General features: G+C 34.9%; 14 protein-coding genes. 9 read left to right on the forward strand and 5 right to left on the reverse strand.

Annotated elements, in window-relative coordinates; all coding sequences use genetic code 11:
* Together rfaD and proC are read left to right on the forward strand one after the other, a co-directional pair.
* Positions 1 to 913: ADP-glyceromanno-heptose 6-epimerase (gene rfaD / locus ACY651_RS07700; protein ID WP_462251352.1), on the forward strand; the 913-nt coding region annotated here is incomplete at its 5' end.
* A 1-nt stretch (position 914) separates the two neighbouring features.
* Entirely contained in the window at positions 915 to 1703 is a 789-nt protein-coding gene (proC, locus tag ACY651_RS07705; RefSeq protein ID WP_462251354.1) for a pyrroline-5-carboxylate reductase, read from the forward strand.
* Here the strand turns inward: proC and ACY651_RS07710 are convergent.
* Both ACY651_RS07710 and ACY651_RS07715 read right to left on the reverse strand, forming a co-directional pair.
* Positions 1700 to 2767 carry a hypothetical protein gene (locus tag ACY651_RS07710; protein WP_462251356.1) on the reverse strand — a complete coding sequence of 356 codons (1068 nt, stop codon included), beginning with the start codon at positions 2765 to 2767 and terminating at the stop codon, positions 1700 to 1702. The genes proC and ACY651_RS07710 overlap by 4 nt on opposite strands.
* A 12-nt stretch (positions 2768 to 2779) precedes the next feature.
* A complete protein-coding gene (locus tag ACY651_RS07715) occupies positions 2780 to 3757 on the reverse strand; it encodes a hypothetical protein (protein WP_462251358.1) in 978 nt (325 codons plus the stop codon).
* A 353-nt stretch (positions 3758 to 4110) separates the two neighbouring features.
* On the opposite strand from ACY651_RS07715, the gene ACY651_RS07720 reads away from it, so the two are divergent.
* The 7 genes from ACY651_RS07720 (at position 4111) to ACY651_RS07750 (ending at position 10615) form a co-directional block, all read left to right on the forward strand.
* Positions 4111 to 5760, forward strand: coding sequence for a CTP synthase (locus ACY651_RS07720; protein WP_462251360.1), 1650 nt, complete (start codon positions 4111 to 4113; stop codon positions 5758 to 5760).
* A gap of 252 nt (positions 5761 to 6012) precedes the next feature.
* Complete coding sequence (locus ACY651_RS07725) at positions 6013 to 6570, forward strand: RNA methyltransferase (protein WP_462251362.1); 558 nt, start codon at positions 6013 to 6015, stop codon at positions 6568 to 6570.
* A gap of 43 nt (positions 6571 to 6613) precedes the next feature.
* Positions 6614 to 7540 carry a UbiA-like polyprenyltransferase gene (locus tag ACY651_RS07730; RefSeq protein ID WP_462251364.1) on the forward strand — a complete coding sequence of 309 codons (927 nt, stop codon included), beginning with the start codon at positions 6614 to 6616 and terminating at the stop codon, positions 7538 to 7540.
* 32 nt (positions 7541 to 7572) lie between these two features.
* Positions 7573 to 7986, forward strand: coding sequence for a Holliday junction resolvase RuvX (gene ruvX / locus ACY651_RS07735; RefSeq protein WP_462251366.1), 414 nt, complete (start codon positions 7573 to 7575; stop codon positions 7984 to 7986).
* A gap of 79 nt (positions 7987 to 8065) precedes the next feature.
* On the forward strand, positions 8066 to 8644 hold the full coding sequence (gene def / locus ACY651_RS07740; RefSeq protein ID WP_462251368.1) for a peptide deformylase: 579 nt from the start codon (positions 8066 to 8068) through the stop codon (positions 8642 to 8644).
* 36 nt (positions 8645 to 8680) lie between these two features.
* Complete coding sequence (locus ACY651_RS07745) at positions 8681 to 9607, forward strand: hypothetical protein (protein ID WP_462251370.1); 927 nt, start codon at positions 8681 to 8683, stop codon at positions 9605 to 9607.
* Between the two features lie 45 nt (positions 9608 to 9652).
* On the forward strand, positions 9653 to 10615 hold the full coding sequence (locus ACY651_RS07750) for a transglutaminase domain-containing protein (protein ID WP_462251372.1): 963 nt from the start codon (positions 9653 to 9655) through the stop codon (positions 10613 to 10615).
* 12 nt (positions 10616 to 10627) lie between these two features.
* Here the strand turns inward: ACY651_RS07750 and ACY651_RS07755 are convergent, their stop codons facing one another.
* From ACY651_RS07755 to ACY651_RS07765, 3 genes are all read right to left on the reverse strand, one after another.
* Entirely contained in the window at positions 10628 to 11239 is a 612-nt protein-coding gene (locus ACY651_RS07755) for a cupin domain-containing protein (protein WP_462251374.1), read from the reverse strand.
* Between the two features lie 473 nt (positions 11240 to 11712).
* Positions 11713 to 12474, reverse strand: a complete 762-nt coding sequence (gene tpiA, locus ACY651_RS07760) for a triose-phosphate isomerase (protein ID WP_462251376.1) — start codon at positions 12472 to 12474, stop codon at positions 11713 to 11715.
* A 12-nt stretch (positions 12475 to 12486) separates the two neighbouring features.
* Positions 12487 to 13671, reverse strand: a complete 1185-nt coding sequence (locus ACY651_RS07765; protein WP_462251378.1) for a putative sugar nucleotidyl transferase — start codon at positions 13669 to 13671, stop codon at positions 12487 to 12489.
* Between the last annotated feature and the right edge of the window lie 210 nt (positions 13672 to 13881).

Below are 13881 nucleotides of genomic sequence, written 5' to 3' on the forward strand. Positions count from 1 at the left end.
AATTTTAGTAGATGAGTTTGATGATGATGAAAAAGAATTAAACCTGCTGCATAAAAAATATATTGTAAGAGTAGAAAGAGAAAATTTATTCGACTGGTTATTAAAAGAAAAACCAGCAGTTGATTTTGTTTTTCATTTAGGTGCCAGAACCGATACTGCCGAATTTGATTACCGTATTCATCAAAAGTTAAATGTAGAATACTCTCAGCATATATGGAATTATTGCACCATTAATAATATTCCATTAGTATATGCATCTTCTGCAGCAACTTATGGCGAAGGCGAATTTGGTTATGATGACAGTCATGATATTGTTGAACAACTGCATCCTTTAAATCCCTACGGCATCAGCAAAAATGAATTTGATAAATGGGTATTGCATCAAAAAGATCATCCGCCATTTTGGGCAGGCTTAAAATTCTTTAATGTTTATGGCCCTAACGAATATCATAAAGCAAGAATGGCAAGTGTAATCTTTCATTCTTTTAATCAAATAAAACAAAATGGCAGTGTAAAATTATTTAAATCGCATAAAGATGGCTTTGAAGATGGCGAACAGCTCCGTGATTTTGTGTATGTAAAAGATGTGGTGAATGTTTGTTACTGGATGATGGAGCAAACTCTTGGAGGGTTTAAAACCCTCCAAGAGTTGCAGCCCGGCCTTTACAACCTCGGCACAGGCACTGCACGTAGCTTTAACGATTTGGTGAAAGCAACTTTTGCAGGTGTAGATCTGCAACCGCAAATTAATTTTATTGATATGCCTGAAGACATTCGTGATAAATATCAATATTTTACCGAAGCCAAAATGGAAAAATTAAAAAACGCCGGTTACCCCAACGAATTTTATTCTTTAGAAAAAGGCGTAGATGATTATGTAAGAAATTATTTAAATCAAAATTTATTTTATTAAAATGAGAATAGCAATTATTGGTGGAGGGAATTTGGGTTCTGCAATTGCAGAAGGCTTATTAAAAAGTAAATTCCGCAAAGCGGCAGAAATTACTATTACTAAAAGAAATATTGCTACATTAAAATCATTGAGCGACAGAGGGGTAAATGTAACCACCAACAATAATGAAGCCATTAAAAAAAGTGATTTAATTTTATTAGCTGTCAAACCTTTTCAGGTAGCAGAAGTAATTGCCGGTTTAAAAAAAGATTTAACTGCAAAGCATGTTGTTGTATCTGTAATCACCGGCGTTTCTTTAAATAATTTAAATGAAATGGTAAAAAGAAAAAATCCTGTTTTTCGTGCCATGCCCAATACTGCCATTGCCATTCAGGAAAGCATGACCTGCATCAGTCACTCCAATACTACACCAGAGCAATTACAATTTGTAAAAAAACTTTTTGAAACATTGGGTAAGGTTACTATAATTGAAGATAAACTGATGGATGCCGCAACAGTTTTAGGTGCCTGTGGTACTGCTTTTGCTATGCGTTATATACGTGCCAATATACAGGGCGGAATTGAAATTGGTTTCGACAGTGTGACCGCCAATTTAATTGCTGCACAAACTGTAAAAGGCGCAGCCGAATTATTATTACAAAAAGGTACTCACCCCGAGCAGGAAATAGATAAAGTTACCACACCCAAAGGATGCACCATTGCCGGGCTTAACGAAATGGAACACCAGGGCTTTAGTTCATCTTTGATAAAAGGAATAGCTACGAGCTATAATAAAATTGTAAAGGGCTAGTAAATATTCCCGGTTTCCATATCTATTTGATAAGGGAACCAAACTTTAATTTTATCCCTGGTTGTAACAGGCGTTGAACTATTTGCTTCTGCATTATTTATCTGAACAAAAAATTCAAAAGTATTCCCAACACGAAATATTTTGTCGTTTCCAAATTTGCCATATCTAAAAACTTCACCGTCAGAATATCCCCAGTAATTATTAATTAAATTCCCCTGATTGTCTGTTAAATACCTTTCCGCTTTAAAAATTTTATACCTTGTTTTTTCTTCTTTATAATCAATAATAGAAGGTTTATTATTTTTAAACTCTTCGAAACTCAAATAAATCCCTTTTTTTAAAATGCTGTCTTTTAAAATTACCAGTTCATTTCTTTTGGCATTATAAACAGTAATTTCTTCTATTGTTTTTTTGGGCTGCTTATCAAATACTTCAGCTTTTTTCTCAAAGTCATTCAATTCTATCATAGCTTTTAATAAAAACTTAAACTTGCCCAATCTCCTTTCATCAAATTCTTCATCAATAAACTGAGCCATCTCATCATTAACCTGCATAATCGTATCTATTCTTTTAACAGGTAAATAATGACCGTCCTTTCCTAAATAATATTCCCATTTGCAATACAAATTCGTATTTGCCTCAAGACTGTTTGTCAATACAATACGCTTATCTCTGGTATAATCAACGCCAGAAACCCAAAACCGTTTCATCACAATTAATAACTCAAAGCCATTTTGTTGAAATGAATTTTTATAATAATCGTTATAATATTCCTGCAGCGGCTTAACTATACCACCTTTAAATCTTATTTTTCTAAATACATTTCTTTTATCCTGAATAAAATTATCAACTGGAAGAAACCCAATTTTAGAAGTGTCAAAACGGCTATCGATTATTCTTATGGAAGAAAATGGAAATTTGATTTCGGCTGGTGCAGTTCTTTGGGCAGTTAATTTTAATTCTTTAAAATATAAACCTTCCGGGTTTATTGTTTCAATTTTTTGTGCAATGCAATAAGTGCTGCCGTTAAGAAAAAGAAAAATTAGTAATAAATGTATTTTCATTGTTAAGGTTTATTAGTAAATTTCGCCTGTTCCTGTATCCATTTTATATACCCCTGTCCATAAAATAGTATTATAAACCCTTTTAACAGGTATATCCAAAACAGCTAATTCAGGAAATGGTCCGCTCAATGTATTTGCAATTGAAAAACCAGCCCAAAACGACTTTGCAAGTTTGTTATACTTTACATTTACCGGTTCTGTTATAAATAAATCAAACGTATTTTGGTAACGCCTCAGCTGCGAAAAATCATTCTCTAACCTTACATAAGCAAACCCATTTTTACAAAATCCCCAACTTTTAGTTGTATAAATAGAATCATCATTTTTATTTTCAAATAATTTTAAATATTGGCCTTTTTTTGACTCTTTAAATTCAAAAGGAATAAATACAGGTGTATTATTTAAAAAATCAGCATAGGTCAGGTAGAACCCTTCATTCATTTTTTCATCTGTAATAATTTTAGGTAAAACTTTTACTCTATTAAAATTTAATTTCTCTCCTAAATCGCTTAAAGAAATATTTAAAGAACTTATACTATCCGTAACTTTCATCAGCGTAAAAAGACTTTTACCCATTAGCTCATCATTTGTATTGCCCAAATAACCTTTCTTAGTGATAGTACTGTCGTATTTATGAAGTAGAAAATAAGCTGAATTTATTTTTTTATAAATATTGCAAATAACCCTGCATGAACCAATCGTTGATACTGGTGAAAGTAAGATGGACTTAGTTAAAGAAGATGATATTTTTTCCTGAGAAATCCAAAGTCGCTGAATGCCAATTAAAATTGTATCATTTTCAAATTTATTTTCACTATCATTATATTTCGAATTTAAATAAGTTGTGGCTTCTTGAGGAAAATTGAAATAAAAAATTTTATTTTCTCCAAATAAATATCCCATTCTGGTGGTATCATCTCTCTCATCAATAAAATTATAAAAATGCTTTCCCGACACTGAATTTTTATAAAATTGTTTTTTTATTTCCACCACAAATGGGTGAAATGAAGCCTTATTAATTTGAGCATAAGAAGGAAAAATCAATCCCACTAAAATTACTGCAAAGGCAAAATGACATCGACGTGTTTTCATTGTATTAAAATTATACGCAATTATACCATTTTTCCACAATCTTTCCCTCAAATTTCCCTCTCCCAAATAATCATCCTATCTTTACACGACCTCTAAGATTTTTCTTTCATAAATCTCCCGGTCAAAAAAAAGTAGTTTGGGTTAACAAATTCGGTAATTTTCATTGAATAAAGAATTAAACGTTGAAGTAAGATAATCAACGCTGGTAATTCTTATTTTTTTGTTTTTAAATAAAGAATAAAATCATCATTATGGCAAAATATATTTTTGTAACCGGCGGCGTTACATCATCTTTAGGTAAAGGCATTATTGCAGCATCGCTTGCAAAGCTTTTGCAGGCAAGGGGTTTAAAGGTTACCATTCAAAAATTCGATCCTTATATTAATGTGGATCCCGGTACTTTAAACCCTTATGAACACGGCGAATGTTTTGTAACCGACGATGGCGCCGAAACAGATTTAGACCTTGGTCACTACGAACGTTTTTTAAATATTCCCACATCTCAGGCCAGTAATGTTACCACCGGCCGTATTTATCAAACCGTAATTAATAAAGAAAGAGAAGGTGCTTATTTGGGTAAAACCGTACAGGTAATTCCGCATATTACGGATGAGATAAAACGCCGCATGCTTTTGCTGGGCAAAACCGGTAAATACGATATTATTATAACAGAATTAGGCGGTACAGTTGGCGATATTGAAAGTTTACCTTTTGTTGAAGCAGTACGCCAGTTGCAATGGGAAATGCCCGAAGAAGATTGTATGGTGGTGCATCTTACTTTAATACCATATTTAAGCGCCGCAAAAGAATTAAAAACTAAACCTACACAGCACAGTGTTCGTTTACTCAGCCAGGAAGGGGTGCATCCCGATGTAATCGTTTGCCGTACCGAGCAGCCATTGAACAATGAAATAAAAAAGAAAATTGCACTTTTCTGCAATGTAAAAACCAATGCCGTTATTGAAGCAATGGATGCCAGCAGCATTTACGAAGTGCCTTTAATGATGCTGCAGGAAGGATTGGATATAATTGTATTGAAAAAATTACAAATTAACGGCTATGCCGCACCGGAACTTACCAAGTGGCGTGCTTTTTTAGATAAATTAAAATATCCCAAAACAAAAGTTACCATTGGGCTTATTGGAAAATATATTGAGTTACAGGATGCTTACAAATCTATTTTAGAAAGTTTTGTACATGCCGGTGCTATGAACGAGTGTAAAGTAAAAATTGTAGATGTACACAGCGAAACTATTACCGAGGATAACGTGGCAGAAAAATTAAGTAAACTGGATGGCTTATTAGTAGCCCCGGGTTTTGGTAACCGTGGTGTAGAAGGTAAAATTACAGCGGTAAAATATGCCAGGGAAAACGACTTGCCATTTTTTGGTATTTGCCTGGGTATGCAAATGGCCGTAATTGAATATGCCAGAAATATTTTAGGTTGGGCAGATGCCAACTCTACCGAAATGGAAAAGGCAACGAAACATCCGGTGATAGATTTAATGGATGAACAAAAAGATATTACTGCCAAAGGTGGCACCATGCGCCTTGGCGCTTATCCCTGCCAAATTAAAGAAGGCACATTAGCGCATACAATTTATGGCACTACCGAAATTAGTGAGCGCCACCGCCACCGCTGGGAGTTTAATAATAAATACATTACCGATTTTGAAAAAGCTGGTTTAATACCCAGCGGTAAAAATCCTGCAACCGGTTTGGTGGAAATTGTGGAATTGCCCAATCATCCATTTTTTATTGGGGTACAATACCATCCCGAATTAAAAAGCACGGTAGAAAATCCACAACCCATTTTTGTACATTTTGTAAAAGCTGCTAAAGCTTTTGCTGAAAAAAGGGATTCGGTAAAAAATCCTTTGTTGCAGAGTGAGATGATATAGCCCCTATCCCCTAAAGGGGGAAATGGAGGAGACTGTAGCGATGCTTATGTAATTAGTTTTTTGGGACAAACATTTGTTCTTTGTGGCACATCGTTGTGTCACTCACTTGTACGGCAAACCGCTATTAAACGCCTTCAATTCAAAAAGACAATTTTAATTTACTCAGTTTACAGTTTGAAAAATAATTTCCCATTAAAATATTATTCTGCTCTAAGTCCCCCTTCAGGGGGATTTAGGGGGTTAAAACTATCAATGGACGACCTCAACCGTAAATCGGTGGATGAGTTCAAGCGTTCCGAAAAAACTCCAGTAATTGCGGTATTGGAAAATATCCGCAGTGCTTATAATGTGGGCAGTGTATTTCGTACAGCCGATGCCTTTTTATTAGAAGCCATTTACATAACCGGTTACACCTGCATTCCCCCACATAAAGAAATAAAAAAAACTGCATTAGGTGCAGAGGAAACTGTAACATGGAAACATTTTACCAATGCAACAGAAGCAATTACATTATTAAAAGAAAATGGTTATAAAGTGTATGCAGTTGAGCAGGCCATTAATAGCATCTCTTTAGAAAAAATTGCTTTAGCCAGCAATGAAAAAGTAGCTTTTATTTTCGGCAACGAGGTTACGGGTGTAGAACAAACTACCATTGAACAATGCGATGGCTGTATTGAAATTCCGCAATTGGGTATGAAACATTCTTTAAACATTGCTACTGCTGCCGGTGTGGTACTTTGGGAAATTGTGAGGGGAAGATTATCAAACTCCGTTGCCCCGACAGCGGCTGCAAGCCCTGTTAGCGGCTAGATAATCAACACCACCTTGAACATATAGTTTGTAAATTTGCAAAATGATCTCAGTAAAAAAATATCTCTCTCTTGTAAAATTTTCTCACACAATTTTTGCAATGCCTTTTGCTTTGATTGGTTTTTTTTTGGGAGTAAAGAATCTATTTTTGTCGTATCAAGAAAAAAACAATAATAACCCTGCACCTCATTTTTCATTACCAGTAAATTTTCCAATAATTCAACTCTTAAACACTTTTTTCTTAGTCATTCTCAGTATGATATTTGCCCGTTCCGCAGCAATGGCATTTAACCGCTGGCTCGATGCAAAGTATGATGCCATGAACCCAAGAACAGCAGTAAGAGAAATACCTGCAGGAATAATAAACCCAACCAACGCTTTACTATTCACTATTACCAATTGCCTGTTGTTTATTACCTGTTGCTTTTTCATTAATTCACTTTGCTTTTACCTATCCCCAGTTGCATTATTTGTAATTTTATTTTACAGTTACACTAAACGTTTTACTGCATTATGTCATTTGGTTTTGGGTGTGGGTTTAAGTCTTGCGCCGATTGGGGCATACATTGCCGTTACAGGTCAGTTTAATGTATTACCCATACTTTTTTCTTTTACAGTTTTATTTTGGGTAAGTGGCTTCGATATTATTTACGCCTTGCAGGATGAAGATTTTGATAAACAAAATCAACTGCATTCTATTCCATCTGCCGTAGGTAAAGTAAAAGCATTGCGTATTTCCGAAATGCTGCATGTACTTTCGGCAGGCTGTGTTATTGCCGCTGGCTTTTACGGTCATTTTGGAGTATGGTATTGGGCAGGTGTTTTATTTTACATCGGTTTACTTATCTACCAGCATATATTAGTAAAACCAAATGATCTGAGCAAAGTAAACCTGGCTTTCTTTACCACCAATGGCATCGCATCTGTAGTATTTGCAATCTTTGTAATTTTAGATTTATTTATATCATAAAACATAATAATTCCCCTTTAGGGGATAGGGGCATGGCACGAATATTAGCAATAGACTACGGCGGCAAAAGAACCGGCCTGGCAGTTACCGACCCATTGCAAATTATTGCAACAGGATTAGAAACTATTGAATCAAAAGAACTCATTCCATTTTTAAAAAAATATTTAAGCACTGAGCAGGTAGAATTAATAATTATTGGGTTACCCAAAAACTGGGACGAAAGCGATACACATGGCACACCATTAGTGGAAGCTGCAATAAAAAAAATAAAAAAAGAATTTCCGGCAATACCATTAAAAACAGTTGATGAACGTTATACTTCTAAAATGGCAAAAGATGCCATGCTCGAAATGGGCATGAAGAAAAAAGACCGGCGGATAAAAGGCAATGTTGATGTAATTGCTGCAACAATAATACTGCAGGAATATTTACAATCTGTACAATAATGTGCCGCTGCCAATGGTTAGGTTGTTGTTTTGGGTTAATTTTGCAAAAAATAAATAACTAACCTATACAGTCTTTAATATGATTCTTCCGATAGTAGCATACGGCTCCCCGATTTTAAGAAAAGTTTGCAGCGATATTACTGCCGGTTATCCCGGTTTGGAAAAACTGATTGCCGATATGTGGGAAACCATGTACAACAGCAATGGCGTGGGTTTAGCGGCACCTCAAATTAATGCAGGCATCCGGCTTTTTGTAATGGACAGCGAACAAATTTTTGCCAACCAGGAAGATGACGAGAAAGGGGAATTTCCGGATGAACCCGGTTATAAAGGCGTTTTTATTAATGCACATATTAAAGATCTAAACGGTAAAGAATGGAGTTATAATGAAGGCTGCCTAAGCATACCAAAAATTAGAGAAGATATTTACCGCAACGAAACTGTTACACTGGAATTTATGGATGAAAGTTTTGTACCGCAAACAAAAACTTTTAATGGTATTACCGCAAGGGTTATTCTGCATGAATACGATCATACAGAAGGTAAATTATTTATAGATTATATCAAACCTTTAAAGCGCAAACTTTTACTTAGAAAACTTACCGATATTACCAAAGGAAAAATAAATGTTGATTACAGGATGGTTTTTCCTAAATAAAAATGCTTTTGTTTTAAATATTTTTATTCTGCAGTTATGAAAACCTTCATACTTTTCTTTACCTGTTTGCTATTACACCTTGCTGTTGCTGCACAACAAAATAATGATACCTCTGTAACTGTTGGCAAAAAAATCATTACGCTAAGCGAAGTCATTCTTAATAACAAATTAAACATCCCTGTTTTTATTGAACGCATAAAAACCGATACCAGTTTTTATAAGGCTTTCCGCAATTTACGGGTACTTAATTTTAGCGCTATTAACGATATACGGATGAATAACAGCGATGGTGAAGCTAAAGCAACATTGCACAGCAAAACAAAACAAATACGCAGTGCCAATTGCCGCAAAATGGAAACGATTGAAGAACAGGTTACAGGTAATTTTTATGATGATAACCACAATTACAATTATTACACTGCACAAATGTATGCGTCACTTTTTTTTACAACAGATTCTGTTTGCGGAGAAGATAATGTTGTTTCAGGAAGAGAATTCAGCACACAGGGGAAAAGTGGTATGGAAAAACACAAAGAACAGTTGAAAATGCTTTTCTTTAATCCAGGGAAAAAAATAAATGGCATTCCGTTTATCAGTAACAAAACTGCCATATTTGATGATGACATGGCTGATAAATACGACATGAGTATTGATATGGATATGTATAACAACATCAATTGCTATACTTTTAAACAAACCGTAAAGCAGGGTTATAAAGCTGCTGTAGTGGTTGATGAAATGACGACCTGGCTTGATGAAAAGACCTACGAAGTTCTGGCAAGAAACTACAGCCTGAGTTACGATGCCGGTGTTTATGATTTTAAAGTGCAGATGGAAGTGTCGATGACAAAATTTGGCGAATACTTAGTACCCTCATTAATCCGTTATACAGGAAACTGGAAAGCCATTTTTAAACCGAGAGAAAGAGGTGTATTTACCGCTACCCTTTTCGATTTTAAATGATCTATTTTCAGATATTGTTAACTTTTACATGCTTAATTTTATTACATGATAAATTTTTCTAAAAAAATAATTACGTTTTTATTTATTTGCATCAGCCTTACCTGTGTTGCTCAAAAAGATGGGAGAGATTTTAAAGAAATAGACGAGTATGTAAAAAAACTGGGCACTTTAGACAGCTTGACTATGGGTACCATAAGTAATTTATTAACTAAAAAGTACGAGAATAAAACAGATAAAGTACGTGCCATTTACGACTGGATTGCCTATAACATCAGCTACGATTTTAAAACTGCAAGAAATGGTGGAACCGAAAAAAATTCCTCTACAGAAGTGCTATTATCCCGTAAGGCTACTGGTGCTGGTTATGCCAATCTTTTTCAGGATATGTGCAGCAGTGCTGGAATTAGATGCCTTACCGCAGATGGCTTTATAAAATTTGGAGCAGAACAAATTAATGATCTTAAAACAGAAATAAACCATAGCTGGGCTGTGGTGCAATTGGGGCAAAGCCCCGAAGCCTGGTATTATGCCGACCCCTGTATGGGCAGCGGTTACACCGATTCCGAATTTAAAAGTTTTACAAAAGCATTTAACCCTGATTATTTTTTTGCCGACCTTGCCATTTTTAATTTGCAGCATTACCCCGATAATTCTGCCTGGCAATTAGGGCAAGGGCCAAAAAATAAAAAAGATTTTTTTAATTATCCCGTAATAAAATCTGCTGCTTATGAGTTTGGTTTAAAAAAATTTACACCAAATGAAGGTGCAGTTAAAATAAAAGTAGATAAGCCATTATTATTTACTTACCTGCTCAGCGATAGAAGCAATATAGAAAAAGTGGCTCTTGCCTATGGCGATGGCAAAAAAAAGCGAATAAAAGATATTCCTTTTACTTTCAACAATGGTTTTTTAAGTTTCAATAATAAGTTTAAAGAAGAAGACAGTTTTCCCGTTACTGTTTTAATAAATGGAAAAGAGTTTATCCAATATATGGTGGAAGTGGAATAAGAAATTTTAAGTTTACGCAGCTGACCTTTGCAATATTACTTTGCAAGGTATTGAAGAAGTTACTTTTACAAAATGATTTTTATATAAAGGTATGCTCAGCATATCCCCAGCTTTAAGGTGATGAATTTCTTCTTCTATTATAATGTCGCAGGTGCCTTCTATAATTAAAAATTTCTCAATTTGGTTATCATGCAGCTCCTGTGGAGCCATCTCTTTTATCCAGACAATAGCAGTAATCATTTCGGGTGTAAAGCCAATAATTTTGGCCGATACATCAGTTAATTTTTGGGGCAAAACCATATCCTCCCTGCTAAGCCACTCGGTAAAATCTGCTATTTTAGATTGTGCAGTTAAACTTGGCGGAAAAGACATTTCCTCTCCATTTTTTAACCTTTCGGTGTAATCGATATTGGCCATTAAAAATGGCTTAATGATGGGGTCAGGTACTTTAGAATTAAGGCTGGCATAGCTGCTTAATGAACTGGCTATCAATTCAATTTCAGCAGCAATTTCAGGATGATTAGAAGCCATCACCTCAACACTGGCTGTCTCCAATGGTGTAGTATTACCCAATACATACAATTCCAGTATTCCGGATTCTATATATTCTTTAATACTATTCATTCTGTTTTTTTTCTTAAGCCCTTTGATTTTAGTGCAAATTACATAGTTTATTCCTTAATGCAGCTTTTGAAGAGTTTTATTACGTGTAAGGGTGTATTTTATGACGTGAAATGAAGTCAATAAGCTGACATTTTCGATGAAAATCTTCTTAAAATCTTTGGTAAGTCCAATAATAATTCTATTTTTGTGTAACAAATCCACTCCCTGTAATAAGCTAACTCCCCTAAAAGTAAATTCTTAACCATTTTTCTTTCTTCTTCTGTATCCCCGGAAACACAGTTATTTTAATCTTTTTTAAAAAATTAAAACCGTAAGAAATGAAAAAAATTTACTCACCGGTTGTTGCTGATGCGTTTGCAGCAGTCGGAATTATTGCAGCATTTTATGGAGTGATGGCAATTATTGCTTTTATTGCCTACTAACACAGCTGGCTATCAAAATTATTTTGGGATTTCTAAAAGAAATCCCTTTTTTTATTTCAAGGCATTTATTATCGCAGCAAATTCTACAGCAATTAAAGATGCCCCTCCTACCAATCCGCCATCAACATCGGGCTTGCCAAAAATTTCTTTTGCGTTGCTGGCTTTTACACTACCGCCGTATAAAATAGAAATAGTTTCTGCCACATCGTTACCATATTGTTTAGTCATTACGCTGCGTATATGCGCATGCATCTCCTGCGCCTGTTCGCTGCTGGCAGTTTTTCCCGTACCAATTGCCCAAATTGGTTCGTAAGCAATTACAAAGCCCGTTAGTTGCGCTGCAGTTAAATGAAATAAACTTTCTTTTAACTGCGTTTCCACATAGCTGTTCTGTGTACCTGCTTCCCTTATTGCTAATGGCTCTCCGCAACAAAAAATAGATTGTAATTCATTTTCAAAACAAATATTTACTTTTTCTGCAAGCACAGCATTGGTTTCATTAAAATATTCACGGCGCTCACTATGGCCAATTACAACATACTGCAAGCCAATACTTTTAATCATTTCTGCACTTACCTCGCCGGTATAAGCGCCGCTTTTTTTATCACTGCAATTTTGTGCTGCAACAAAAAAATTCTTTTTGCCCGCCAATTTATTTTTAATATTTATAAGATAAGGAAATGGTACTGCAAAAACAGCCTGCTGGTTTTCTTTTAAATCATGCGGTGCACTTAATAATTCATCAATTAATGTTTCGCCCTGTTGAAGCGTTAAATTCATTTTCCAGTTAGCGGCTGCTATTTGTTTACGCATGGTTATGTTGGTTTAAAATTTTTTGCAAATATCTGTTAAAATTTTCTTTTCTCTTTCAGTAATTGCAAAGCCTTTTAATTGTTTCCATTTATTTATATCATCCAGCGCATTGCTTAATTTATATTTTGTAATACCATCGGAGCCCCAGCTAAAATGCGGAATGTATTTTGGTGTAAGCCCCTGTGCAAAAACATTACAGCTAACGCCTACCACTGTGCCGGTATTAAAAGAAGTATTGATGGATGCTTTTGAATAATCTCCCATTAACAATCCACCTTTATTGCCAGCACTTATTTCTCTTTTATCTCCATCTACCCAATACTTAACATCGCCACAATTATTTTTAAGGTTACTGTTACTGGTACCTGCACCCAAATTACACCACTCTCCTATTACACTGTCGCCTAAATAACCATCGTGTGCTTTATTGCTGTAGCCCAATAAAACAGAATTTTTAATTTCTCCTCCAGCCAGGCAATAAGGGCCAATAGTTGTGGCGCCATAAATTTTACTTCCCATTTTTACCAGGCTTCCTTCGCATAAAGCAAACGGCCCTCTTATCATGCAGCCTTCCATCAGCTCTGCATTTTTACCAATGTAAATTGGGCCTGTGGCTGCATTTAAAATACAATGCTCCACCTTTGCGCCAGCTTCTAAAAATACCTGAGAAGCATTGATTACTTTATTTGTTTTGGAGAGGGGTTTACTTTTTCTTTTAGCAGTTATCAATTCAAAATCTTCTCTTATTGCCCAATCGTTTAGCTGAAATATTTGCCAGGGATATTGTAAAATTTTTACACTTTCTTTAAATTCAACCGAACGGGCAATTTTTATTTTATGTAAACCCATTACTTCTTTTGAAGAAAACTTGTATGCGATTCCGCCTTCATTTGCAACAGATAAAAATTCGCCGTGTTGTAATTTTTTTATTTTACTGATGATACTTTTAGAAGGGAGTACATTGGCATGAATCATTAAATAAGTATCGCTGCCAATATTCTTATCAATTTTTATAGAGTTTTCATCATCCAGGTAATATCCTTCCCATTTATCAAAAGAAGGTAATTTTAAAAATTTCTCCCATTTTTCTCTGATGGTTAATATCCCTACCCGTATATCCTGTATGTGGCGTATCAATGTAAATGGATGAAGATTTTTGGGATTGCAATATTCTTCTGTAAAAATTATCTTATGCATGATGGTAAAATTACAGAAAATAAAAATCCCCCCGGAGAACCGAAGGGACTTAAAGTATAGCCATGAAAAACAAACTTGAGATAAAGATAATGATCTATACCAATTATTTTGCCTTTTTTTCGTGGCTATACTTTAAGTCCCTTCGGTTCTCCGGGGGGATTTTTATTTTCTGTAATTTTACCATCATGCATAAGATAATTTTTACAGAAG

This window comes from Ferruginibacter sp. (genome assembly GCF_031391665.1).
GTDB lineage: Bacteria > Bacteroidota > Bacteroidia > Chitinophagales > Chitinophagaceae > Ferruginibacter.

Bases quoted from the DNA above. Each gene is read 5' to 3' on its own strand.
- proC (WP_462251354.1), top strand. From the start codon at position 915: ATGAGAATAGCAATTATTGGTGGAGGGAATTTGGGTTCTGCAATTGCA.
- ACY651_RS07710 (WP_462251356.1), bottom strand. From the start codon at position 2,767: ATGAAAATACATTTATTACTAATTTTTCTTTTTCTTAACGGCAGCACT.
- ACY651_RS07720 (WP_462251360.1), top strand. From the start codon at position 4,111: ATGGCAAAATATATTTTTGTAACCGGCGGCGTTACATCATCTTTAGGT.
- ACY651_RS07725 (WP_462251362.1), top strand. From the start codon at position 6,013: ATGGACGACCTCAACCGTAAATCGGTGGATGAGTTCAAGCGTTCCGAA.
- ACY651_RS07730 (WP_462251364.1), top strand. From the start codon at position 6,614: ATGATCTCAGTAAAAAAATATCTCTCTCTTGTAAAATTTTCTCACACA.
- ruvX (WP_462251366.1), top strand. From the start codon at position 7,573: ATGGCACGAATATTAGCAATAGACTACGGCGGCAAAAGAACCGGCCTG.
- def (WP_462251368.1), top strand. From the start codon at position 8,066: ATGATTCTTCCGATAGTAGCATACGGCTCCCCGATTTTAAGAAAAGTT.
- ACY651_RS07745 (WP_462251370.1), top strand. From the start codon at position 8,681: ATGAAAACCTTCATACTTTTCTTTACCTGTTTGCTATTACACCTTGCT.
- ACY651_RS07750 (WP_462251372.1), top strand. From the start codon at position 9,653: ATGATAAATTTTTCTAAAAAAATAATTACGTTTTTATTTATTTGCATC.
- ACY651_RS07755 (WP_462251374.1), bottom strand. From the start codon at position 11,239: ATGAATAGTATTAAAGAATATATAGAATCCGGAATACTGGAATTGTAT.
- tpiA (WP_462251376.1), bottom strand. From the start codon at position 12,474: ATGCGTAAACAAATAGCAGCCGCTAACTGGAAAATGAATTTAACGCTT.
- ACY651_RS07765 (WP_462251378.1), bottom strand. From the start codon at position 13,671: ATGCATAAGATAATTTTTACAGAAGAATATTGCAATCCCAAAAATCTT.